The organism is Prevotella sp. OH937_COT-195 (assembly GCF_003932845.1).
In the GTDB taxonomy this organism is placed as follows: Bacteria; Bacteroidota; Bacteroidia; order Bacteroidales; family Bacteroidaceae; genus Prevotella.
The window spans coordinates 25,508-50,173 of record NZ_RQZH01000003.1; the positions used below are offsets into that span (position 1 = coordinate 25,508).

Annotated in this window: 14 protein-coding genes and 1 pseudogene; 5 read left to right on the forward strand and 10 right to left on the reverse strand. The window is 48.9% G+C overall.

Annotation, left to right across the window (positions count from 1 at the left end; genetic code table 11):
• The first annotated feature begins 19 nt into the window (after positions 1-19).
• The gene (locus tag EII32_RS02195; RefSeq protein ID WP_148096812.1) at positions 20-451 is read left to right on the forward strand and encodes a hypothetical protein; all 432 of its coding nucleotides are present in this window, start codon (positions 20-22) and stop codon (positions 449-451) included.
• Between the two features lie 354 nt (positions 452-805).
• Positions 806-1,642, forward strand: a complete 837-nt coding sequence (locus EII32_RS02200) for an OmpA family protein (protein ID WP_199741379.1) — start codon at positions 806-808, stop codon at positions 1,640-1,642.
• A gap of 217 nt (positions 1,643-1,859) precedes the next feature.
• On the opposite strand, the gene EII32_RS02205 is transcribed toward EII32_RS02200, so the two are convergent.
• The 4 genes from EII32_RS02205 to EII32_RS02220 form a co-directional block, all read right to left on the reverse strand.
• Positions 1,860-3,824, reverse strand: coding sequence for an alpha-amylase family glycosyl hydrolase (locus EII32_RS02205; protein WP_125233829.1), 1,965 nt, complete (start codon positions 3,822-3,824; stop codon positions 1,860-1,862).
• 30 nt (positions 3,825-3,854) lie between these two features.
• The gene (pulA, locus tag EII32_RS02210; protein WP_125233830.1) at positions 3,855-5,813 is read right to left on the reverse strand and encodes a type I pullulanase; all 1,959 of its coding nucleotides are present in this window, start codon (positions 5,811-5,813) and stop codon (positions 3,855-3,857) included.
• Between the two features lie 143 nt (positions 5,814-5,956).
• Positions 5,957-8,173, reverse strand: a complete 2,217-nt coding sequence (locus tag EII32_RS02215) for a glycoside hydrolase family 97 protein (protein ID WP_125233831.1) — start codon at positions 8,171-8,173, stop codon at positions 5,957-5,959.
• Between the two features lie 94 nt (positions 8,174-8,267).
• On the reverse strand, positions 8,268-10,982 hold the full coding sequence (locus EII32_RS02220) for a 4-alpha-glucanotransferase (RefSeq protein WP_125233832.1): 2,715 nt from the start codon (positions 10,980-10,982) through the stop codon (positions 8,268-8,270).
• Positions 10,983-11,609: 627 nt separating this feature from the next.
• Between EII32_RS02220 and EII32_RS02225 the strand changes: the two are divergent.
• Together EII32_RS02225 and EII32_RS02230 are read left to right on the forward strand one after the other, a co-directional pair.
• Positions 11,610-11,880: pseudogene (locus EII32_RS02225) on the forward strand (transposase); the annotation flags it as partial.
• Between the two features lie 51 nt (positions 11,881-11,931).
• Positions 11,932-12,087 (forward strand): NAD(P)/FAD-dependent oxidoreductase, encoded by a 156-nt coding sequence (locus EII32_RS02230; protein WP_233582290.1) that lies wholly within the window; start codon positions 11,932-11,934, stop codon positions 12,085-12,087.
• A gap of 72 nt (positions 12,088-12,159) precedes the next feature.
• On the opposite strand, the gene EII32_RS02235 is transcribed toward EII32_RS02230, so the two are convergent.
• From EII32_RS02235 to EII32_RS02260, 6 genes are all read right to left on the reverse strand, one after another.
• Positions 12,160-13,176 (reverse strand): choice-of-anchor J domain-containing protein, encoded by a 1,017-nt coding sequence (locus tag EII32_RS02235; RefSeq protein WP_148096813.1) that lies wholly within the window; start codon positions 13,174-13,176, stop codon positions 12,160-12,162.
• A 535-nt stretch (positions 13,177-13,711) separates the two neighbouring features.
• Positions 13,712-15,769: an alpha-amylase family glycosyl hydrolase gene (locus EII32_RS02240; protein ID WP_125233834.1), complete on the reverse strand. Its 2,058-nt coding sequence runs from the start codon at positions 15,767-15,769 to the stop codon at positions 13,712-13,714.
• Positions 15,770-16,172: 403 nt separating this feature from the next.
• The gene (locus EII32_RS02245) at positions 16,173-17,264 is read right to left on the reverse strand and encodes a DUF5115 domain-containing protein (RefSeq protein WP_125233835.1); all 1,092 of its coding nucleotides are present in this window, start codon (positions 17,262-17,264) and stop codon (positions 16,173-16,175) included.
• Positions 17,265-17,290: 26 nt separating this feature from the next.
• On the reverse strand, positions 17,291-18,442 hold the full coding sequence (locus tag EII32_RS02250) for a SusF/SusE family outer membrane protein (protein WP_125233836.1): 1,152 nt from the start codon (positions 18,440-18,442) through the stop codon (positions 17,291-17,293).
• Positions 18,443-18,556: 114 nt separating this feature from the next.
• Positions 18,557-20,173 carry a RagB/SusD family nutrient uptake outer membrane protein gene (locus tag EII32_RS02255; RefSeq protein WP_125233837.1) on the reverse strand — a complete coding sequence of 539 codons (1,617 nt, stop codon included), beginning with the start codon at positions 20,171-20,173 and terminating at the stop codon, positions 18,557-18,559.
• 24 nt (positions 20,174-20,197) lie between these two features.
• Positions 20,198-23,278, reverse strand: coding sequence for a SusC/RagA family TonB-linked outer membrane protein (locus EII32_RS02260; protein ID WP_125233838.1), 3,081 nt, complete (start codon positions 23,276-23,278; stop codon positions 20,198-20,200).
• 330 nt (positions 23,279-23,608) lie between these two features.
• Between EII32_RS02260 and EII32_RS02265 the strand changes: the two genes are divergently transcribed.
• The gene (locus EII32_RS02265) at positions 23,609-24,640 is read left to right on the forward strand and encodes a LacI family DNA-binding transcriptional regulator (protein WP_125233839.1); all 1,032 of its coding nucleotides are present in this window, start codon (positions 23,609-23,611) and stop codon (positions 24,638-24,640) included.
• The last annotated feature ends 26 nt before the right edge of the window (positions 24,641-24,666 follow it).

Genomic DNA, 24,666 nt, shown 5'->3' on the forward strand with positions numbered 1-24,666 from the left:
AAATATAGTAACCTGCAATATGTTAAACCCAAATCTGTCATTAGACCGCATTTGCTCAGATTTGCCATTGTCGTTACGCTTCCCGACTGCTTTAGCCCGCTTGCTGACATCTGCGCAGCCATTACATCCCGACGCAGCCCGCTACGCCTTCGATGAAACGGCTGCACATCCGCTCAACAATCGAACAAAATCGGTTGAGGGTTCTAATGACCGATTGGGGTTAAACCACACTTTGTTAGTAGGAAACCGACTTACTTGCACCGACAAATCCATATTTGCCGCAAAACGTCCGGTCAAAACGTATCTCGCGAAAATGCGTTTTTATAAAACCATGCTGCCAAAACCGCCTGTTTTACATCGCAATTTCGCCTATATTGCAAAACAAATTGGGCGATTTTGCAGAGCAATACCGGCTGAATTGTTTCACCGTTTTTCCTTTATCATTTTTTGAAACAATGTGTAATAAAGGTTTTTTGTTACTCTTTTCGGTTAAAAAAACATAACGATATGCAACATTATCATTTTTGACCCGTCATAATAACAATTCATGCGGCATCTTTGTTGCAAGGCATTGATGTGTCAAGATGTGGGTTTCAGAAATTAGCGTTGTACGGTTGAGAGAATGTTTCGGATTGCAAAGTGGAAGCAAGCGAAGTGTGCGGCAGAGCACATGACAAGGCGAACCGACGCTTTATACAAGAACAGACCTCAATATTACAGAACGTCATCCACAAGACAAAATTAATCTTTACGGTGGTTATTTAACAGACACCACCTTAATATTAACCTTTAAACCATGTAAGTGATGAAAAAAAGTATCTTGGCAACGGCACTAATCGCAGGCGTAATCATCGTGAGCAGTTGTGCCGGCAAGAAAGATTTGGAGAATTGCAAACTCGAGAACAAAGAACTGACAGGCAACCTGCAAAAAACCAAGGAGCAACTCGCGGCGGCAAACACACGCGTCAGTTCGCTCGAAGACCAGTTGCGACAGGCACAAAGTGCATACCAACTCTTGCAGCAGTCGCTCGACAAGAGTCTCTCGAATGCGAGCCAAAACAATGTAAGCATAGAGAAATTGGTAGACCAGATAAACGAATCGAACATGTATATACGCCATTTGGTTGAGGTAAAGTCTAAGAGCGACTCGCTCAACATGGTGCTAACGAACAACCTGACGCGCTCGCTGACAAAGGAGGAGTTGCGCGAAGTTGACGTACAAGTGCTGAAAGGCGTGGTATATATATCGCTTGCCGACAACATGCTTTACAAGAGCGGATCGTACGAAATAAACGACAGGGCGGCAGAGACGCTTTCAAAGATTGCCAAAATCATAATGGATTACAGAGATTACGACGTTCTCGTGGAGGGTAACACGGACAATGTTCCCATCTCGCGCGAGAACATACGCAACAACTGGGACCTCTCGTGTCTGCGTGCATCGAGCGTTGTGCAGTACTTGCAGAAGAACTACGGTGTTGACCCGAAACGTCTCACCGCAGGCGGACGAGGCGAATATAACCCGGTTGCCACCAACGGCACCGAGATTGGCAAGCAACGCAACCGCCGCACACAGATTATCATCACTCCGAAACTCGACCAGTTCATGGATCTGATCGACAAGGCTCCGGAGTCGGAATAACAGCAAGACGACAAATCAAAAACAATGTCCTGTCATGTAAATGGCGGGACATTGTTCTTTACAAGACATGGCACGGGCATACTTGCGGAATTGTCGTGTACCGTGTCTTTATGTATGCGGCAAATAGCGTTGCGAACAAAAAGAACGCACGCACCTCCATTATGCAGAGATGCGTGCAAGAAGTTATGAAAAAAAATCGCTAAAGAGCCTTAGGTATTCAGTATTCCAGTATCAACGTACTGCGCGGAGACAACTGCATGTCATTGCACAGAACCACCTGCGCTCCCGTTATCACGTCTTTTGTCTTTACTGAAATGCCGGTGTCGTTGGCAGTTGCCGCGGGCAAGACACCTTCGAACAGTTCGGCATACCGCCCCGCATCAAGTGTTTTCACGGTGTTTGTCCCGTTTAGTATCACCACCACTCCGCGACCGTTGTACTCGCGAGCCACGACATATATGCCGTTGTACGGTATGAAATGTTTCATCTTTCCGCGTATTATTATGTCGTTGCCCTTGCGCCAATGCAGCAGACTCGACAGCCAGTTGAACATGGCGTTCTCCTCTGCCGAGCGTCCTTCGGCAGTGAATGCGTTTTGCGAGTCGCCCGGAAAGCCTCCCGGGAAGTCGCAACGTACGTCGCCATCGGTCACTTCCTTCGTTCCGTTCATAAGTATCTCGGTGCCATAGTACAGTTGCGGTGTTCGTCTTACGGTTAGCAACAAGGCAAGAGCCTGTTTCAATGCGAGCGTGTCGCAGCCATTGCCGAGAAAACGGTCGGTGTCGTGATTGTCTATGAATGCCATCACGTTGTCCGGATTCTCATACAGGTAATCATACAGGAAAGAGTTGTAAATGCGGTTGAACCCCTCCCACCACGCATCGGTCTCCTCGTTCTTGGCCTTCGAAATTCGGTCGTAGAAAGAGAAATCCATCACTGTTTTAAGGTTCGAGTTGTTCTCTGCAATACGACTGTTTTTCTGCCATGCAGCCGTGTATGCCGCCTCGGTAACCCATGTCTCGCCCACTACGTTGAAGTTGGGATATTCGTTGTCTATGGTTTTCATCCACCGTGCCATTCCCTCGGCGTAAGCGTAGGGGTAGGTATCCATACGTATTCCATCGATGCCCACGGTTTCTATCCACCATATACTGTTCTGTATGAGATACGTCATTACGTGAGGGTTATGCTGGTTAAGGTCAGGCATTGTAGGCACGAACCACCCCTGCATGGTTTCTTTTTTGTCTGTTTCAGAAGCATACGGGTCGATTACCGGCGTTAGTTTGTAACTTGTTTGCTTGAAAGATGTACCTTCGGGATTGGCAGTTCCGCCGGACTCTTTCAGCCAGTCGTGCAGGTTGAACCAATCGGCAGAGGGCATGTCGGCAACCCACGGATGTTCAAAACCACAGTGGTTGAAAATCATGTCCATGACGACTTTCAGACCTTTGGTGTGTGCCTCGTCGGTAAGTTTGCGGTATTCCTCGTTTGTACCGAAGCGTGGGTCAACACGATAATAGTCTGTCGTGGCATATCCGTGGTATGTGCTGTATCCGAGTGCATTGTCGGGCGAGTTGTTCTCGAGTACCGGCGTGAACCACAATGCGGTTACTCCGAGTTCGTTGAAATAGTCGAGATGCCTGCGGATGCCTTCAAGGTCTCCGCCGTGACGCAGCGAAGGAGCATTGCGATCTACTACATAAGTGTTGAGTTCGGCTGCCAGTCGTTTTGTGGCTTGCGGCGTGGTGTATTTCCCGCTCGAAGCAAAACGATCAGGCATGAGCATGTAAAGCACGTCGGCATTAGAGAATCCCTTACGCTCGGAGCCAGCCATCTCGCGGGCTTTAAGTTTGTAAGAGAATGTGAACGTTCCTTTCGCACCGCTCCCCTTGCGTGCGGTGAATTTCAGTTTCATCGTTCCCGGTTGCGCTCCTTCGATGTTAAGATATACCAACAGATAGTTGGGACTGTCGAGACGCACCACGCTGTCGAGACGTACTCCGGCATAGTCGGTCGTAACGTCGGTCTCACGGATGTTCTTACCATATACCATTAGTTGCAGCGAGGGGTCTTTCATGCCGACATACCAGTCGGTGGGATCTATCCTGCTCACTTTCACCGGTGTTGCGTTCATCATTGATGATGCCGCGACGAACAATAGGAACAAAACTACTCTTTTCATGTTATATTTATTTCTAAAACAGTTAATGGACTAATCATGGAATATCAAAGCCGACTGCGGTGCCACGGTAACGGAATTGCCTGATATGTTTCTTATTCCGTCTTCGTTGATTACTCCCTCGGCACACACCACAGTGTATTTGCCCTCCGGTATATCCACCTTGCGCGGATACCAGTTTCCATTGAGCACGACGTATATGTTTTTCCACGTGTCTCCTCCCGCATTGTCCACCAACCGGTATGCCACGAGACAGGGCCGTGTGGGCAGGAACTGCAGGTGTCGGCGCACGAGGTCGGCACTTCCGAGCCGGAATGCGGGGTGGTTTTTGCGCAACTGTATCAGTTTCTTGTAGTATGTGAACACCTCGGGATGACGTTTCAGGTTGTCCCAGTCGAGCGCATTCACGCTGTCAGGACTTTTGTAAGAGTTGTGTACGCCTTTCTTGTCGCGCATCATCTCCTCTCCGCAGAAAATGAACGGCACCCCCTGCGATGTCAGAACCGCGGTCTGGGCGAGGCACGAGAGGGCGATTAGCGGCGAATCGTGCTCTATGGAAAGAGGTTGCTGGGTATCTCGTGGCGGAAAGTTGGCGGAGGTTGTTGCCAACAGGCGGTCAATAAGGCACATGTCGTCGTGGCAACTGACGTATGAAATTGTCTGCACAGGCTCGGCTGCCCATGCCTCTTTGGAGTAGTTAACGCGAGACATGTCAACCTGCGGGTGGGATATGCAGCCGGCGATTCCGAACTTTATGCTCTCCTCGTTGCCTTCAACGCCTGCGAGGAAAGCACCTTTGGAGTCATCGGAAAACGGACCCCGCAGCCCGTCGCGCAACTCATCCGAGAACGCAGCGATACGCGGCATCCGCGAGATGTGTGCTTTGGTGGCAAGTTGTTCGGCAGGAAATGCACATGCTCCCGCGCTCCACCCTTCGCCGTAAATGAATATGGTGGGGTCTATCTCGTCAACCGCACGGCGTATCTCGTTCATCGTTGCGATGTCGTGAACGCCCATGAGGTCAAAGCGGAAACCGTCTATATGATATTCGTTGATCCAGTATTTCACCGATTCCAGCATGAACTGCCTCATCATCGGCTTCTCCGATGCCGTCTCGTTTCCGCAACCGGAGCCGTTACTGTACGAGCCGTCGGCATTCTTTCGGTAGTAATAATCGGGATAAGTATTCTGGAAATTACTGTTCTCTATGTCGTAAGTGTGGTTATACACCACGTCGAGTATCACGCGGATGCCGGCTTTGTGAAGTGCCTGCACCATCTGTTTGAACTCGCGTATGCGAACCTCGGGAGTGTAAGGGTCGGTGCTGTACGAGCCGTCCGGAACGTTATAGTTCACCGGGTCGTAGCCCCAGTTGTACTGAGGCAGTGAGAGTCGTGTCTCGTCAACCGAGCCATAATCGTACGAAGGCAGGATATGCACTGCGTTGACACCCAGCGATTTCAAGTGATCTATTCCCTTCGGCTCTGTCAATGCGAGGAATTTCCCCTTGTTTTTGATGCCCGACGATGGCGATATGGAGAAGTCGCGGTGGTGCATCTCGTAGATGACGAGGTCGGCAGGCGACTTTATCACGGGGCGATGATCTTTCTCCCAACCCTCCGGGTCGGTGGTTTTCATGTCTATTATAACAGCCTCCCTGCCGTTCACTCCCACCGCCTTGGCAAATACTCCGGGCGATTGACGACCGTCAACCACAAACCGGTAATGGTATCCTGCAAGGTTTTTCTTTACCGTTGCCGTCCATATTCCGTCTTTTCCGAGTTTCATCTTGATGCTCTCCGGCTTGTTCATTCCGTTTTTGCCGACTGCCATTCCGTAGTCCACCTTTACCTTTTTTGCATTCTTTGGCGCAAAAAGTCGGAACGTTGTACGGCTCGGCGTATAGTCAGCCTCGTTGAAACTGAAATTCTGTGCCGTCACATTGATTGATATAAGCATGTATAGGATGCCTGCAAATAAGAATCTTTTCATGGTTTAATATTCTTCATCGATTTAACATAAAACATTGTCAACATACCGTTCTTCACCTTTCTTTTTTTTAAAAGATGTTCTTTTAGTCTCTTTTCCGTAACAAGAAATGTTTTGAGAGAGATTTCGAACGACTGTCATATGGCTCACTTGGCAAACAAACTGATTGCAAAACCACCGCCCGGAGCCTCGGTAAGTTTCAACACATCGCCCTTTTTCACGGTCTTTTTCGTGATGACATACGCCTTAGGGTTATGCTCGTAGTGTGCATCTTTTGCATCGGCATATATGGTACATTCGTACTTGCGACCTTCATCGAGGAAATCGAGCCGTATGTTACTCTTGTGCCCGTTCTCATCGCATTTCCCACCGATGAACCAATTGTCGGTGCCTTTCGCCTTGCGTGCCACGGTGATATAGTCGGCAGGTTCGGCCTCAAGGTAGCGTGAGTCGTCCCAATCGCATGCCACATCGCGTATAAATTGGAACGCATCCATGTACTTCGCATAGTTTTCGGGCAGGTCGGCTGCCATCTGCAACGGACTGTACATCGTAACATAAAGTGCCAGTTGTCCCACGAGTGTGGTATGTACAATGTTCGGGTTATCGCTCCAATTCTTCAGTTGTGTTTCCAAAATGCCCGGCGTATAGTCCATGGGGCCGCCCTGCAACCGTGTGAATGGCAGTATGCAGGTGTGGTCGGGACGCGAACCTCCGAATGCCTCATACTCCGTACCTCGCGCGCTCTCGTTGCCCACAAGGTTGGGATATGTCCGACAAAGTCCCGTCGGGCGCGTTGCCTCGTGTGCATTTACCATGATGCGATGCTTTGCAGCCTCTTTCAAGACATGAAGATAATGGTTGTTCATAGACTGCGAATAATGATGGTCGCCACGTGGAATGATGTCACCGACGTAACCCGTCTTTACCGCATCATATCCGTAACGGTTCATCAGTTTGTAGGCTTCCGTGAGGTGGTGCTCGTAATTCTGCGTTGAAGAAGAAGTCTCGTGGTGCATCATAAGGCGCACTCCTTTCGAGTGTGCATAGTCGTTCAGAGCCTTTATGTCGAAGTCAGGATACGGTGTAACGAAGTCGAACACGTCGCGTTTCCACATATTGACCCAGTCTTCCCAGCCGATGTTCCACCCTTCCACGAGAACTTGGTCTAACCCGTTTGCCGCCGCGAAGTCAATATACTGCTTTACTTTCTCCGTATTTGCGGCATGACGACCGTTCCGTTTTGTCTTTGTATAGTCTGTTTTGTCAAGTTGTACCGAAGGGAAATCATCTGTGTAGTTCCAACTGCTCTTGCCCACGATCATCTCCCACCACACTCCGCAATACTTCGTGGGGTGAATCCACGAGGTATCGTCGATTGCACATGGTTCGTTAAGGTTCAGAATAAGGTTCGATGAGAGCATGTCGCGTGCGTCGTCGCTCACCATTACCGTTCGCCACGGTGTGCTGCACGGAGTCTGCATGCAGCCTTTCAGTCCGGTGGCATCAGGTGTCAGATGACTTACAAATGTCATCGGAGCGGGCAGCGGATAAGCCGATGGTTGAGGTGCCGGCGTATATACATTGCTGTTACCCTTTAATTCCGTCGTAAGTTGTTTCGTATGTGCATCGACGAGTTCGAGATGCATCGTTGCATAATCGGCACATGCGGCCTCGTGTATGTTGATATACAGTCCATCGTCGCTCTTCATCTGCAGAGATGTCTGCACGCCCGTAGGCGAGAATATTGCCACCGAAGAGTTGCCCCAGTTCACTGCTTTGTCAAACCGTCCGCGTATCTCCGACAGTCTGCTCTGCTGTGTCTCCTGTTCCTGTGTGTCGTAGTCGCCCGGCAACCACCACGCAGTGTGATCTCCGTTCATGGCAAACTCGCTGCGTTCTTCCTTTATTATGAAATAGTTCAGGTTGTCTTGTTGTGGAAATTCGTAACGGAATCCCATTCCGTCGTCATACACCCGGAAGCGTACGATTATGTTTCGCCCCGTCGACTGCTGTTTAAGCGTCACTGCGAGTTCGTTGTAATGATTCCGTATCGTTGCCGTCTCTCCCCACACCGGCTTCCATGTCTCGTCGAATGTCGATGTTTTGTAGTCAACTATGCCGAAGCCGTCCATCAGGTCTGTCTCTTCCAATCCTTTCGAGGCATGTTTGTCCCGTGCGAGTTCCAATCCGAGTCGGCTCGGCTTTATCACCTCCCTGCCTTTATATGCAAGTTCGTATGCCGGTCGTGTGCCGTCGAGATAGAATTTAAGGCGCACGTTTCCGTTTGGCGATGCCGCTTCCTGTGCCGACGCCATCAATGAAATCAATCCGCAGAATAATAAAAATAATGTCCTTTTCATACCTTATATATATTAAGACACGGTTTTCGCAGACCGTCACCGATGATGTTTTTCTCGTCATTCCGGGATGTCTGTGAAAACCGTTGTTTATTGTTTATTTCCTTCCGTTATTCCTTGCCATGTCTGCCACCATGTTCTTGAAGTCTTTGTTCTCCATCATTTCGTCGATACCGATGTGCATACGGTATCGCCAGTAGTGCTTCGGGTTGGCAGGAATATTGATGCGCTCGGCATTTTGATCGGCAAGTCGCAGGTTCTCATCAACGGCGAGCCAGTCTTGAACAGACAATATGCAGAGCATCGATGGTGATGCGAGATGTCGCGACACGATGTCGTATGCGAGCCACCCCGGCATCGGGTGCGGTGCAAATCCGTCGCGTCTCAGCATTGAATTGAAATAGTCTTGTGCCCGTCCTTCGTCCTCGTCCCACCACTGTCTCAGCGTAGGCATGTCGTGGCTCGATATGGTACACACCGAGCGGTACGGGTTATTATCCAAATGTCCGAAACGCACATGGTTATCTTTCGGCATCGACTGCAACTCGAGCGACAAGATACGCAGTTCGTTCATCACCCAGGGCACGCAGTCGGGCACCATTCCGAGGTCTTCGGCGCACACCAACATTCGCGTTGACTGCACAAGAAGCGGCAGTTTCTTCATTGCCTCATGATACCAGAACTGGTTGTTTCTACGGTAATAGTAATCGTTGTAAAGTTTGTTGAACACATACTTGTCACTGTCGTAAAGCGACTCGTATATAAAGTCGAACTGCACCGATATACGCGGGTGGAAACGGTCAGGTGATTTATGGTCGCGCACGAACAACACATTGCTTATGAGCGAATAAAGTCCGTCGCGCACCGATGCAAGCGGCATCGAGAAACGGTTGTCGCCGCCCTTCTCTTCTTCTGCCATGTACCACGCTTCCACTTTGCGTTGCGTGGCATATTCGTCTTTCATGCGGTATCGGTCGCAGCCCGTTGTCTCCAAAAACTCGTGGCGCACCGCATCGGCATCTTCGTGGAACACACGGTCGAGCACCCAATCGGTTATGAACGGCTCGGTAAAAAACTGTTCTTGCCAGCCCAGCCCGTAGGCTTCAATTTCTTCGCGCGTCATGCCCAGCGACGGAGCGAAATGCCCCAAAAGTCCGTGAACCGAATCGGCGGGAATTTCCCATATACGGAAGAAGCCCAGAACATGGTCTATGCGGTAAGCATCGAAATATTTAGACATATTTCGGAAGCGACGCACCCACCAACCACATCCGTCGGCAAGCATCTCGTCCCAGTTGTATGTGGGGAATCCCCAGTTCTGTCCGTTCACCGAGAAATCATCCGGAGGCGCACCTGCCTGTCCGTTGAGGTTGAAATAGCGTGGTTCCTGCCACACGTCGCAGCCAAAACGGCTCACGCCGATGGGTATGTCGCCTTTCAGCACCACTCCTTTGGAACGTGCATACTCGTGTACGCGGCTCATTTGGCAGTGCAACACGAACTGTACATAGTAAAAATATGCCACCTCCCGGTAAAGCTTGTTGCGCGGATTGACGAGAGCCTTGCGGTCGTCCTCGTTCCACGCGGCATGACCTTCCCATTGCGAGAAATCGGCAGTACCGTTCTTGTCGCGCAACATACTGTACTGTGCGTATGGCACGAGCCACTGTTCCGCATCCTTAAAAAATGCTTTGAACTCCTGCGATGCGAGTGCCGTTTTGCCCTCCTGCTCGTACAGCAGATGCAGATATTCTTCCTTGGCAGCGTTTACTCGCTCATAGTCTATTTGTCCGAGGGTATTCAGTTCGAGTCTCAATTCTTCGAAATGCCTGCGTTTCTCTGCATCGTGCAGTTGCGGCAGCTGTCTCAGGTCGGCATATTGCGGGTGCAGTGCGAAGATACTGATGCACGAATACGGATACGAATCGATCCAAGTCTTGGTGGTAGTGGTGTCGTTTATGGGCAGTATCTGTAATACGCGTTGACCAGTCTCTGCCACCCAGTCTGTCATTCGGCACAGGTCGCCGAAGTCGCCTATGCCGAAACTTCCTTCCGAACGCAGCGAGAACACGGGCACCAGCGTACCTGCGCATTTCATGTCATATATCGGGAAAAATGCCTGACCGAGTTCATATACAAACACATCGCCGCGCCCCATCGGCGGCAGTGCTATGGTGCGATTGCCCTGTGTCTCCCACAAAGGCATGATGTCGCGGTTTTCGTCTGTCGCCACAAACTTGAACTCGAGCGTGTCACCCGACATTCCCGCCGTGTCGATGTCAATTACCCACTCATTGAACTGATGTTCCACCATGGGTTTCGCATCATTCAACTGCCACGAGCCGAGCACTCCCTGCGCACCAACCACGGCAAGCCGATGGTTTGAACGCAACTGCGGTGCACGCACCTTTAGACACACCGTCACGGCATTGGTGTTTTGCTCTATCTTGCGATGACGACGGCGAGAGATGCACTCGGTAAATGCCGAACTGTAAAGATAACTGTCTTCCGGCATGGATATCCAATGGTCGTAAACTACATACCGCACGCCCTTTGCACACGACATCTCTATCCTGTGAGGCTCTACGAGCCATTCATGCTGTATCTCCTCTCCGTTGCGCTCAACACTGTAATAGTAGCATATCACCGTTCCGACCTCCGCATCGCGGCGCAAGTCACAAGTCCAACGAATACCATCGGAGGTATTCATTCTGTATTTTGCTACAACTTCCTTTGTCTCATTGTCAACGATGTTCAGAGTAAGGTCTTCACCATAACTCGTCTGATAATCGATATTAAATTGAAAATTCATATCCATGATGGTTAGTATTTGGGCATAAAATTACTAAAAACCAACATTATACGACACTAATTTAGCAACATTTAAACATAAATATATTGTGTAAACGTTTGCATCAAAATCACATCCACATACCTGTTAATACTCAAAAACAGAAAAACTTTATATTTCACTTGAATGTTTCTGAAAAATAATTAATTTAGCATCGTCTTGTTTTCATAAAAACAATCTTTTAGCCCAAATTGCTCATTAAAAGCCTGCACAGATTTTGTTTGATTGTTGGTCAGGTTGTCTGTCCTGTTATCTAAGACACAGCGGGCTACGGCAATAAAAACAGGACTGACAAGATGGTAACAAGCAAATACAACATGGCATCACTCCTATCGAGAACAACATGAAGAAAACAAACGATAACGCCATGAAAATCAAGGTAAAACAACACCATTTACCGTGATTGATAAACCAAAATGGATGAAATTACAGAATAGTATGGCATTGAACATATATGAGGAAGGGGGAAGCGAGAAATAAAAATATTATTGGTGTCCGGTAAAAATAAAAAAACAACAAATACTGTCTCCTCTGTCCCTACAAATAGTCGTTCCTTAAAAAAGCAAGGACTATTCGATACGTTACGACCAAGGGGCGCATCTTGTGCATGGGCGGAGAGCAAACATGAAGAACAAACTAATGCCAATTTGGGAAAAGACAATGCTTCGTAAAAGTTATATTATAGTGCGTAAACGAATTGCTGAAGAACAAGGCGAACCTCGTTCATTCACGACACGGGTATGTCCATAACTTCATCATGAATCTGTGCCCGGCACTTACTGCATATTATTTCTTTGAGAACAGACCGCAGGCATTGCCGGTACATGTAGAAAAAGACGATGACAAACGATGTCTATGAAGTAAGTGGCAAGAGCAGTTTCTGGAAGGAATTCGTCACTTACATATCTCCTTGGGCAATCTCAACTTGAATACGCTTGAAAGCAAGGTGTATCCGCATCTTTTCTTTGCTGGCGAGGTGACCAATATTGATGCCGTGACGGGAGAATTAAACCTTCAAGCCGCGTGGACAATGTGCTATGTGACGGGCAAGAGCATCGTGGAATGATGACCTTACCGTATTGAAAAAATGGTGATAGACAAGTCCTTATCCTTTGACCTGTCTATCACCATGAATATTTTAGAGCATTACCTTTGTGGTCTTGCCTTCGCCCTTGCGGAGGTACAGGCCTTTCTTGGTCGGTTTGCCAGTCAGTTTAGTTCCGTTCACATCGTAATACTCATAGCTTACAGAACCTGTTGACACGCCTTGGATGTCAGACGAAACGGGATGATTGATGATAATGCCGTCGAGAATCATGGAGTTACCCTTCCAGTCGCCCTCTTCACGGACGTATCTCCATGCTAATTGGATGTTCTGACCCGCATAGCCGGAGAGGTCGATGTCGTAGTGTTTGATTCTCAAATCGGAGTTGTCGAAGCACTCCTTATCGGTGAGATGCGACACTACATCGTTGACCAAGTCCCAAATTTCGCCCCATGTCTCGCCATTGTCGGTGGAAAGCATGACCTTCATCGTGTTCACAACCTGGCGTCCGTTCTTATATACATGGTTGGACCAGTCGAAATCGGTACAGTTATATAAGTTGAAGAAATCAGCCTGCAACATGAAGTGGAGCGTTTCCTTCTCTTTCAAAGAGATGACCGGAGACACCAGCCACTCGTCCTGCGCCTCGGCGTTGAGCCCATAGGCAGCACTTACGTAGCCGAAATGGATGAAAGCCTCCTTCTCTCCGTCTGTGGTCAATTCCTGAAACATATTGGAACTTGTGAAGACAAACCACGTGTTATTCACGTTGTGCGACAGATTCTCCTCCGTAGGAATATTGGCCTCGGTGTTTATCTCTGTCCAATCCTCGGGTATCCAGTTGATACCGTAACTCGTCTCCCAACCCTCGAAGCCCTCGTAGAACGTTTTTTCGATGTCGTACTCGTCTTTCATGACCTTTGTTGCGGGTAGTATATTCTCGTTGGCAATGGTATTAGGCTTTACCAACTTTTTGAAAATTCTGCCGTTTTGGTCTTGTACAATTTGGTTCTCATAACCAGGAGCCATTTTTTTTGAGTCGATTACTGTCTGTGCGGAAGAAGCACATGTAGCCGCAATGGCCAAACTAAGTAAAAATAGTCTTTTCATAAGTTTACGATTTTAGAGTTAACACTGAATGTATTTAGACTTTTAGTTTGCTTCTGCTCTTGATTTGACAAGTGAACATCACAAAAGTAGCGATTTTTTTTTATTTGCCAAACAAATGTGTGCTAATATTTTAAAATTGGATAAAAAATCTTTGGAAATGTTGCTTTTGTGATGTCTATTAGCCATTGTTGCTCTTTCTTGATATGTTTTGATACGTCGTGGAGTCAGACCGCTCCGCTATCCGGACATGGTGGTGGACATTGTGACCAACGGGAGTCCCGCGCTTATGGCACAGTCCTTGTCATCGAGTTGGTCACAGCCTCCACTTTTCATCCGTCCCTGCGCCTCCCTTCCTATGTTAACGGAACGCGTTGCATACAGCGAAACGCTTTTGACAAAAAGATATGAGAAAATGGGGGGCTAGTTCATTTGACTAAAGGGGCTTACTTTTTCAAAAACGAGTCCGCAATGCCTGTTTATCGGCAATGCGGACACATGACTTATTGATTTTCAACTTTTAGCGAACACCAATATTTTATTTTACCAGTTTCTTTCCGTTAACGATATACATGCCTCGCGGTAGCGAGTTAAGGGCATCGCTTTCAGATGTCCCTGCCGGCAAGCGGCGAAGCAAGCGTCCATCGGTGGTGTAAACATTGAGCGGTGAAGACTGATTATCGGTAACGGTGTTGATCCATTCAATAGACGATACCGATGAAACATCTTCCACGAGATAGTGGTCCTGCGCATCTTTCTCGTTGCGAACGACGAAGAATTTCGTGGTCGTAACGTTCTCAACATCCACCGATTGCGGCGAGCCGCTGCCGTTGCTGAACACGAAGTTAACGTAATCGTCCTCGCTCGTCAGCGTGAAATTCTTTTGGTACCATGTCTTTCCGTCAACTTGTTTTGTAGCCGTGATGCGGTCGCCCGGCCAGTTGGGATTATCCGGTGTGTGACCGAAATCGCTCCATGTCCAATAGTTCATGGTTGTCCATCCCGTCACATTCTCGTCAACCCTGCAATACACAGTGATTGTCTTCGGTTCGTAATTGTTTATCTTGATAGTGTAGTTGCGCTCGATGATGCCGCTTACCGTCCCGGCAACGAGCAGTCCCACTTTCAGCGTGCAGTCGTTGTTTATTTCTATTTCCGTGCCGCTTGCCACCTTCTTTGTCGCGGCTGTCGGCGTGGTTCCGTCGGTGGTATATACGAGTTGTGCCCCCTCGGTCTGGCTCACTGCCGTAAGTTTTACTTTAAACGCCTCTTCATACACTCCCGAACTCTTGTCTGCCCATGCCGTTTCAAGGTTTTTGGCCAAATAGTAGCGGTAATTATGTCCCGAAAGAACAAGCGAGTATGCACCGGAAGGGGTGAAACCGGCTGCTTCCCTGCCCACTACGACCACCAGTCGGCTCTGTCCACCCGCCTTTACGGCATTGGCATGGCATCCTGCCGTACTCTTCAGGTTGAGGAAAGTGCTCGTATTGGTTATTCCCGCGGCCTTTCTCGCATCCACCATAGCCTTTATGTCGCTCTTGTATGCCAACCAGTGTTTGTAGAACACACATGGTGTTCCTGGCATTGCAATCAAATACGCGTTTGCGGCAAGTGTGTCTCGCCTTATCGGGTCTTGTTCGGAGCCTGCCCGTTTCTCGGTGTCGTGATTCTCCACGAATGTCACGGCATATCGGTTGTATGCAGGGTCGTGCATGAGATTGTTGGTACTGTTCAGCCTACTCCAATCGTTGCTGTTTATTGCATCGCGCACGTTATATCTGAATTGGAAATCGAATGCCGCGCTCTTCTTTCCCGTGGCATCTATCCATCTTTTAATCCTATCGTTGCCGTCCCAGCACTCTCCCACCGAATATTCTATTCCTGCGGCATCGTTGTAATCGGCAACGTGCGATCCGGCGAACCCTTTTACCATGTCGTATCTGAAGCCGGTATATCCGAGGTCGTCCTTGAGAAACTTGACGTATGCCTTCATTATCTTCTGTACGTTGTCGCTTTTGTGGTCGAGATCGCGCATTCCGCCCCAGTCGTCGCCCTCGTCGTTGTTACTGCTCAGAGTCACTCCGTCTATGGCAGCCTGCTCGCGTGTCTTGTATTTCCCCGTCATCGGGTCGTAATCGTCGTTGTTCACAATGTCGGTTGTCTGCAAGTGATAGGTTGTTCCCTTGTATGTCTCTGCCGGGAAAGTCCACCATCCGTTTGTGTTGTGATGGTTTATCACCACGTCGGCAACCGTTCCGAGACCTTTGTTTTTGAACGTCCGTATCATCGAACGCAGTTCTTCCTCGGTGCCGAAACTGCTGTTCTGGTTGAAATAGTAGTAAGGGGTATATCCCATTACGTTGTATGACTCGAGGCACTTTCCGCTCTGCGGTATCCATACGAGACTGAATGTCGAGGCGAGGTCGTCTGCCTGTGCCTCAAGTTTTTTCCATTTGGAATGAGAGAACGAGTCCCAGTAAAAGCCTTGCAACATCACTCCGCCGTAGTTTTCGGGCCACCCTTGAGCACCGGCGGTCTGCGAGCAAAGGACAACTATCGCAATTGCAATAAGCGTTTTAGTAAATTTCTTCATAACATAGTGGTTTTTAATTATTATAGTTTAGGTCACAAAGATAACAAAAAATACCGATACGTACATATCAAGCCTGTGTTTTTCACCCGTTTACACAATGCAAACGCTTGCATCAAAACCAATCATTACGGGATTCAAAAACTCTTTTCGTCCGTTCGCAAGGTTGTTTTCGAATACGAAACGGCGATGAAAAAATGAGCGCGTGGCGTACTGCATTACTTATGAGAGCCGGCAGAATGAAGAAAAAAGAACGGTAATACACAGATAAAAGAAAAGCAAATGAAAGCATTACACATACAAAAATGATTCCGGGCATCTGCTTATTATGAGAAAGAATAACAAACAAGGGAAAAGAATGTTTTTACGCACTCTTTTCCCTTATGTCAAGATTTATCGTGAGTTATTACTCCGACACTATGGCAAACATGCCTGTAATGTCGTTGAAATAGATGCAGTAATTTCCCGCGGGCACGTTGATATTCGCAGCACCGGCAACACCCTGTGCCGAATAGTCGGCATCAGAAACGGTGAAGTCGGCTCCCCAGTTTATGTCCCAACCACCGTTTGCACGGAACTTCAAGCCACCGTCTTTCGACAGTGTTGTTTTCACAAACCAGTTGTGAGGAGTAACCTGAGTAAGTTCTACGTCGCCTCCCCAGCCGTTGAAGTCTCCGATGACACCTATTGAAGAATATTCTTGGGGAGTTTGGTTTTCCAATTTCGTCCAAGTATATTGCATGGTATTGAGATTCATCTCCATCTTCCAAAAGCCTGCTTCGGGCGAATGAATGGCACCGCCGTTCGATATTTCGAGCGGACCTGACATTTCCGTGGAACCATCTTTATCCTTCGAGGTGTTGTAACACATGTCCCAGTTGCCGAGATTGTGCTCGTCCCATGCCTTCACGTTGCCGTCAAACTTGCCGTAGTAGGCAAACACATTAACGTCTGTTTGGAACATTGCACATTCCTTTGCCTTCTCGGGACTCCATCCGGAGAAGTCTCCGAATAGATAGATTACGGTTCTCGTGGGTGCCGAGGTCATGTCGAAATACACCACTCCGGCATCGATGAGCAATGCCTGACCGTCTTTCACGGCATTTAAGAACACGTGTGCAGAATAGTTGTGCTTCTCGATGCGCTTGCCGAATGTCTTCACTGCATAGTTCTGGAGTTCTTCCTTGCTCACCTTTCCGTCAAGAGTGGCATTAATTTTGACCGGCATGCAGTTTACCTCTGTCGTGATGATGGAGATGCGTGCATTGGCAAATGTGTAGCCTTCGGGCAGTTTCTCGGTGCTCAAAGTGAATACCTGCACTGCATCTTCTGCCTTGGCGAGGTCTATGTCACCCACCGCAGAAGCCTTCAAACCGGGAATCTCAACGGCATTTTCCGGTAAATTCGACTGCGGACTTGCCCAATCGGTAAAGTCATCGCCGCAGGCTGTGAACAACAAGCCTGCAAGCGAAAGTATTAAAAATGATATTTTTTTCATGTCTTGATCATTTATTTTATTGTTTCTTACTTAATGTCACCGGTGTCGTTGCTGAAGTTTATGTATAGTTTCTGTCCGGCCGACACTACGATGCGTTCCTGATCGTCGCCTGCTCCGCGGTAAACAAGTTTCTTGTTGAACACCATAAACTCCGACTTCCACCAATCGAATCCGGGCACTTTTACGTATGCACGCAGACCGGCATCCTCGTTCGAGGCATGTGCAAAGGCAGGAGAAACAAATTCGCCGTCCTTTGTTGCAGGTACTTCAAACGAGCATCCTTCTTCTTTCTCAGCCCAACCTGCTTCGGGAGTAACGGGACCCATGAGCCACACTTCGGGTTTGTTGAAATCGACGTTGTATATTATCTTGCCGTTGGATACGGACATGGTTACGATAACCAAGTACCAACCCGGGGTCGAACTCTTGAAGTTTCCGTTGTCGCCTTTCAATATGTCGCCGACCAGTTCGCCGCCTACAACCGCCTTGTCGTATTCTACCACATTGTCGTTCCAAGTTTTTTCAGAGTTGAACTTAATTCCGACATTGTCTACCCATACCATGCGCCAGAAAACGTTCGGAGCACTATGTACGGGAACCATGGCAGGTGCGGTATCCCATTTCCAGCCGTTGAAATTGCCGACTACATAGAGTTGCTCCGGTATCTTGACGGGCGGAAGCGAGTATTCTACGAGTACTTGCGAGAGTTCCACTATGTTCGACATAATCTCCGTGCCTTTTATGGCAGTTCCGTATGCCGTTACCTGCACGGCTTTTGCACGCAGATACACCTTTACATTAACGGGGAAATCGGCTTCGTTTTTACCTGTTGCCTTAATCTTATCGGTAAGTGTGGCTGCCATCGAAGCGGCATCGATGCCGAGTACCGCACTCTTCTGTGCAGTGACAACTTCGAAAGCGTCTTCCATGTTGGCATTAAGCGATGCTTCGAGAGAGTAGTCTGTGTTTGCGGGGAAGCCGTAGTCCGGCTGCGAGCAAGTCACGTTTATCTTTCCGGAATTTGCCAAATCGATGACAGCGTTGGATATTGCCGGTTTGTTGAGGACGAACGTTGTCGGACTCTTTACCGTCGGGTTGGAATCGCGATCCTCATCGCATGCGGTGAAAAGGCAGGCACCCATCACCAGCATTAATATTGACTTTATTGTTTTGTTCATTGTTTTGTCCTTTTATTAGGGCGGTTTGGTTAACGTTCTCCGCCCGTTTATGATTACTTGTTGTAAGTGAGGCAGGTGTTCAAGATGTGTCAATTAATCCCGAACACCCACTTATCATTTATATCCGGGGTTCTGCTTCATGTTTCCGTTTGCCACGAGATCTTTTGCCGGAATGGCGAAGATGTTGCGGTATTCGGCGAAGTCTCTGCCCTCGAAAGAGCCTCCCTTCCACTGCCATTTGTAGCCATTTTTGCCTCCGAACTTTCCGAAACGGATAAGTGTCGGGCGGCGGATGCCCTCGAAGTAGAACTCACGACTCCACTCGTCGAGAATATCGTCGAGCGTGAACGAGCCGGAGGTGCGTTCCTGTGCATGAGCACGCTTGCGCAGGTCGTTGATGCACTTAGTTCCCTCGGCGGTGGTGTTGCCTCCGCTCATGCGTGCCGTTGCCTCGGCGTATGCGAGATAAGCCTCTGCCACGCGGAACAAGAAGAAGTCGGTGTCGGCAAAAGTAGGATCCTTTCCCACACTGCCGTCGGTCTTGAAGTTTGTGAACTTTGCCACGGCATAACCGTCGGTAAAGTTGCCACGCTTGATGTTGTCGAGTTCACGTTTCACTCCGCAGAACAGAGCGCGGTCGTCTCCTGCTATCTCGGCAGTCTCGTACGACTCCTTCTGAGGAACGTCTCCGACAGGGAAGAATTTCCTTACGAGGTTCGGGCGGGCACGATTTCCCGACCAACCTACGTTTACACCGTTAGTGGCAGCGGGGTCTTTCGGGTTCGCGTGCATGTCGGCATCGAAAGTAGAGGCGATTAGGAACTCCGAGCAACCATACTGTGTAGTGGTTATTCCGTCTGCATACAACGGCAATACTGCCTCGTAAGCGGCATCGGTTTCTCCGTTGTCGCCCATGAAGAGCATTTGATACGGAGTCCACACATCTACACCTTTCGTATTGAGACGATAACTTGACGTGATTACTTTATTTGCATATTCGGCGGCCTTTTCCCATTGTGGTGTTCCGGTATATACCTCTGCATTGAGGTAAAGACGCATAAGAAGGAACCATGCGGCAGCCTTGTCGGCACGACCATATCCCGTATCGGTTGATTTCTTGGCTTTCGCGTCAGACATCAGAGGCTCAATCTCAAGCAGTTCTTTCTCCAACCACTCGTAAGCAGCCTTTCTTTCAATCTGTACCGGCTTTTCTATCTTTTCGGCGAAAGGAATGTTTCCCCAACCGTCCATCATAAGATAATACTGCAATGCACGCACGAAACGTACCTCGGCAGTCATCGTGGGATTGTAGTCTGCCGCCACATTGAGATATTGGTTGCAATAACTTATACCCAGAGCAAGACGCTGATAGTACATTGCGAGCATCGGGTGTGACGCGTCATACACATTGTCTATGAATGTTGCGATACCATCGTCGCCCCAACCGCAGATTGCTTCGTCGGTGGTAAGTTCGTTGGAGTTCCACATTTGGCGCACGAGTCCGGTGAAACCTGCGTCAGGATACACGATGTCTGTTGTACCGCCACCGCCGTTTCCTTCCATGGCGAGGTTGGCATAGCACTTGTTGAACAAGCCCTCCGCCTCGAACTTGGTGTCCTTGTTCGGGTCGAGTACGTTCTTGTCAACATCGAGATCGCCTATACATGACGTAAACCCGAATGCCATAGCCATTGCTGCGGCAGGCAAGATATGTTTGAATATTCTTTTCATGACTTTTGTCTTATTGATTGTTTATTAGAAATTGATGTTCAGACCAACGATGAACGAGCGCGGACGCGGATAGACGTTATTGTCGAGTCCGGATGCAACCTCCGGGTCAAGACCGTCATAATTTGTTACCGTGAACACGTTTGCAGCGGTGGCATAGATACGTCCGTTGATTCCGTTACACTTTGACGACTTAAATAGATTAGAGAAACTGTATCCCAACGTGATGTTGTCGCACTTGAGGAACGAGGCGTTCTTTACGTGCATGTCTGACAAACGGCTCTGCAGTTCGTCGTGCTGCCATTTGTAGTCGAGCACTGCCAGCGGTCGGTTTGCTATGTACGAACTTTGTGCCCACACCGCAGAAGGACTTGTGTTGAATGCCCCTGCAAGTACATCATTGTACACATAGTTGCCTATGCTTGCGCGGAGAGAGAAGCCGAAGTCCCAGTTCTGATACTCAAGTCTTGATGCAAGTCCCATAGTAAAGGGAGCGGCAGGACTCTTGTAGAGGTACTTGTCTTTCTCGTTTATCTCGCCGTCGCCGTTGCGGTCGACCACGGCACCTTCTATGGGTTTGCCGTTTTTGTCATATATCTGCTGATACACATAGAACGAGTTGGCGGCATATCCCGTCTGGTTTGCCTGTATCGTTGTTCCCTGTCCCACCTTGCGGTCGGTGTTTGCCACCGGATCGCCGGTAGCCGAAACTCCGTTCAGGTTGAGAATCTCGTTGTTGTTGTATGTGAAGTTATAGTCTATTGTCCAGAACCAGTCCTTAGATTGTATTGCTTTCCACCTTAAAGAAGCCTCCACACCGGTGTTTTTCAGCGAGCCGATGTTCTGCACTCCCTCGTTGGTGAAACCGAACAAGGCTGCGAGCGGTGCGCGGTTGAGCAGGTCGGTGGTCTTGCGGTAGTACCAGTCAATGCTACCTGAGAGTCTCTGGTCGAGAATTCCCCAGTCGAGACCGATGTTGTATGTCGTTGTGGTTTCCCATTTCAGTTTGTCGTTATAGTTGTCCGGACGATACAGCGTGCCGTCTCCCAGCAACGGATAGAAACCATTCGTGCCGGTGTTGCGCGAGTATGTGGGCACCCATCCGTAGTCATCGATGATGTCGCCGTCCTGCTGTCCTGTCATACCCCATCCCAGACGGAGTTTCATGTCAGACAGCCATTCCATATTGCGGAACTGTTTCTCGTCCTTGATTTTCCATGCCAAAGCGAACGATGGGAACCATGCCCAGTGTTCCTTGAACTTCGAAGAGCCGTCGTCACGAACCGTTGCAGTGAACATGTAGCGGTTCATCAATGTGTAGTTGGCACGCCCGAAGAACGAAACAAGGAAATGCTCAGACTTGAATTTGTACGGAGTGTGAGGACGTGCCTTGCCTGCAAGTGCGGGATCGTTGTTCGTCTTGGGATAGTAAGAAATATAATCATTATTATTCTTGCGCCAATATCTCTGGTACTCATAACCCGCCATGACGTCGAAGTGATGGTTTTCGTTGAAATCCTTGAAATACTGTGCATAGGCACTCAACTGATAGTTGCGGCGCAGGTTAAATTCGCTGCCATGGTTGCCGAAATAGATATTGTCGGCATGTGCAGGAGATGCGTTCTTGTTTTCGCGCGACTGCAGAATGTCCATACCGAGTGTCAGGTGAAGGCGCAGGTCTTCGAAGCCGTGAACTTTATAGTCAACGTCTGCACTGCCGATGAACTGACGGTTGTATGCTCTGTCGTCCCAGAGGTTTCTGTCGAGCAATGCCAGAGGATTCTTCGTTGCCGTACCGATTATGGTATTCGGCCAACTGCTGTCGTTAAGTGAAGAACCTCCCTGCACCCATTGGTAGTATCCTCCGAAATTGGAAAGCGTCTGACCGCTTATTCCTCTGTGGAAAGGAGACGTGAACTTGTACGGATCCTGTGTGGGGTCGAACCAAACGGCTGCACCTATGGCACCGGTGTTGGCATAACTCGACTTGGCATACATACCTTTTGCATTAATGTTGAGTACAAGATGATCGTCCAGAAGCGACGGATTGAGGTTTACCGATGTGGTAACACGCTTGTAATCCGATGTCTTCAAAATTCCCTGCTGACTCGTGAATCCTGCCGATATGCGGTAAGGCAGATTGCTGCCCACCGAGCCGGAGAGTGTCACATTGTGGTCGTGGCTCACCGCAGTGCGATAGATAAGGTCCTGCCAATTGGTGTCTGCCGTTCCCAAATAACTGTACGGCTCGCTGTTTTTGCCGAATATGCCGGCTATGAACTCGCGATACTGTGCAGCGTTCATCACGTCGATCGTCTTCTGCTTGGTGCTTATAGTTGCACTTCCCGAGTAAGACACAGACGGTTTTTGTCCGCGTCGTCCCTTTTTAGTGGTGATTATGATTACACCGTTCGAGCCTCGGCTACCGTAGATGGCAGTTGCAGAAGCGTCCTTGAGTACGTTGAACGACTCGATGTCCTGCGGGTTCACCGATGCGAGCAGGTTGCTCACTCCGCCCACACCATGATTGTCCATTGCCAGTCCGTCGATTACGACAAGCGGGTCGTTGCTTGCGCTGAGCGAAGAACCTCCGCGTACACGGATTTGCGCTCCCGAGCCCGGAGTACCGTCGCCAACGGTTACATTCACGCCGGCAACCTTACCGGCGAGCATGTCCTGCGCGCTTACCACCACGCCCTTGTTTTTTCCGTCCGGCTTAAGTGCCGTCACGCTACCCGTGAGGTCGCTCTTCTTAACTGCTCCGTAACCGATTACCACAACCTCGTTGAGAGATTGCGCCGCATCTTCCTGCATCGTAATCACCATGTTCGGAGCAGCGGTAACTTTTGTTTCTTGAAAACCTATATACGAAATAGTGAGAGTAGCCCCGACCGGAGCTTCGATTGTGAAGTTGCCATCAAAATCGGTAATCGAACCACCTGCCTGCCCGTCGATACGGACAGTGGCGCCGATTACCGGCTCGCCGGCAGCATCCTTGACTTGACCCGACACGGCATTACCCTGTGCAAAGGCCCCGACAGATAGGAACACCCCTAACAAGAGGGCAAGAACCCGCATTGGGATTCTAACTTTTACCTGCTTCATCATTTACATTGTTTTTTTAAGTTAGTGATTTACAAAAAAATTATCATTTACGATTTTAATTATATTTTTCTTAGGCTTACGGCACAATATGTGCTTTTAGTTTGAATCAAACCCTTAAAAGGGTTCTTTTATTTTGCAAAATTAGTTTTAAAAATGCTACACAACATTCTTTTTAACAATATATTTTACTATTTATATGCGCAAACGTTTGCATTAAATGCTGATCACAAAGATACATAATAAATGTGTGTTATAGAAAAAAATAAATAAATTTGCAGCCGAAAAGACAAGTGTTGTGCAACAGTTACGCAACTGCAATGTCGGTAAAACACAATGAAAACGAATGAAAACACCACGATAACGATGAAGGACATCGCGCGCGAGCTGGGCGTGTCGGTGGCCACGGTTTCGCGTGCACTGAAAGACAGTCCGCGAATAAGCACCGTGCAGAAAGAGCGCATCAAAGCATTCGCGAGAGAGCATAATTTCTATCCCAACCTTACCGCAGAGCAACTGCGTCACAACCGAGTGCGCCCATCGAACATAATCGGCGTGATAATGCCGCAGATAGCGCATTACTACTTCTCGACGATACTGTCGGGGATAGAGAAACAAGCAAGGATCCGCGGATACAACATACTCGTGGCACAGAGCGAAGAACGCTGCGATCTCGAGAAAATCATCTGCGAACACTTCATAAAGAATCGTGTGTGCGGAGTAATCGTTGCACAGGCAAAAGACACTGTTGACTACGACCATTTCGAGAAACTCAACGACATGGGGATACCAATGGTGTTCTACGACCGCATTTGCACAGGCATAAACGCCAGCAGAGTGGTGGTGGACGACTACATGGGGGCATTCACCGCAGTGACACACCTCATAGAGACGGGCTGCCGAAGAATAGCATTCTACGGCGCGTCGATGAAACTCGTAATATCGAAAAACCGATACAACGGATACCGGGACGCTCTGCTGCGCCACGGACTGAAGACCGACGAGTCGATAGAATTTATATGCGACAACCGCGAAGACGCAGAGATACTGACCACCAAGGTGCTCGCACGACCCGACCGACCCGACGCTTTCTTCGCCATAAACGACGACACCGCCATCGGGATATTATATACCGCAAAGCGCATGGGACTGAGAGTGCCGGAGGATGTGAGCATCTGCGGATTTACCAACTGCGAGCGAGCCACGGCATGCGAACCGATGCTGACAACCGTGGAGCAGCGAGGGCAGATGGTGGGAGAAGAAGCCGTCGATGTACTCGTGGCGCACGTCGAGGGTACACTGCCAAAAGACAAGGTGGAGAAGAAAGTGGTGAGAACGCGACTCGTGGTGAGAGGAACGACAAAATAAAAGAAAATAACAATAAAACAATAATC

Coding starts and splice junctions, on each gene's coding strand:
- EII32_RS02195 (WP_148096812.1), top strand. CDS start 20: ATGTTAAACCCAAATCTGTCATTAGACCGCATTTGCTCAGATTTGCCA.
- EII32_RS02200 (WP_199741379.1), top strand. CDS start 806: ATGAAAAAAAGTATCTTGGCAACGGCACTAATCGCAGGCGTAATCATC.
- EII32_RS02205 (WP_125233829.1), bottom strand. CDS start 3,824: ATGAAAAGAGTAGTTTTGTTCCTATTGTTCGTCGCGGCATCATCAATG.
- pulA (WP_125233830.1), bottom strand. CDS start 5,813: ATGAAAAGATTCTTATTTGCAGGCATCCTATACATGCTTATATCAATC.
- EII32_RS02215 (WP_125233831.1), bottom strand. CDS start 8,173: ATGAAAAGGACATTATTTTTATTATTCTGCGGATTGATTTCATTGATG.
- EII32_RS02220 (WP_125233832.1), bottom strand. CDS start 10,982: ATGAATTTTCAATTTAATATCGATTATCAGACGAGTTATGGTGAAGAC.
- EII32_RS02235 (WP_148096813.1), bottom strand. CDS start 13,176: ATGAAAAGACTATTTTTACTTAGTTTGGCCATTGCGGCTACATGTGCT.
- EII32_RS02240 (WP_125233834.1), bottom strand. CDS start 15,769: ATGAAGAAATTTACTAAAACGCTTATTGCAATTGCGATAGTTGTCCTT.
- EII32_RS02245 (WP_125233835.1), bottom strand. CDS start 17,264: ATGAAAAAAATATCATTTTTAATACTTTCGCTTGCAGGCTTGTTGTTC.
- EII32_RS02250 (WP_125233836.1), bottom strand. CDS start 18,442: ATGAACAAAACAATAAAGTCAATATTAATGCTGGTGATGGGTGCCTGC.
- EII32_RS02255 (WP_125233837.1), bottom strand. CDS start 20,173: ATGAAAAGAATATTCAAACATATCTTGCCTGCCGCAGCAATGGCTATG.
- EII32_RS02260 (WP_125233838.1), bottom strand. CDS start 23,278: ATGATGAAGCAGGTAAAAGTTAGAATCCCAATGCGGGTTCTTGCCCTC.
- EII32_RS02265 (WP_125233839.1), top strand. CDS start 23,609: ATGAAAACGAATGAAAACACCACGATAACGATGAAGGACATCGCGCGC.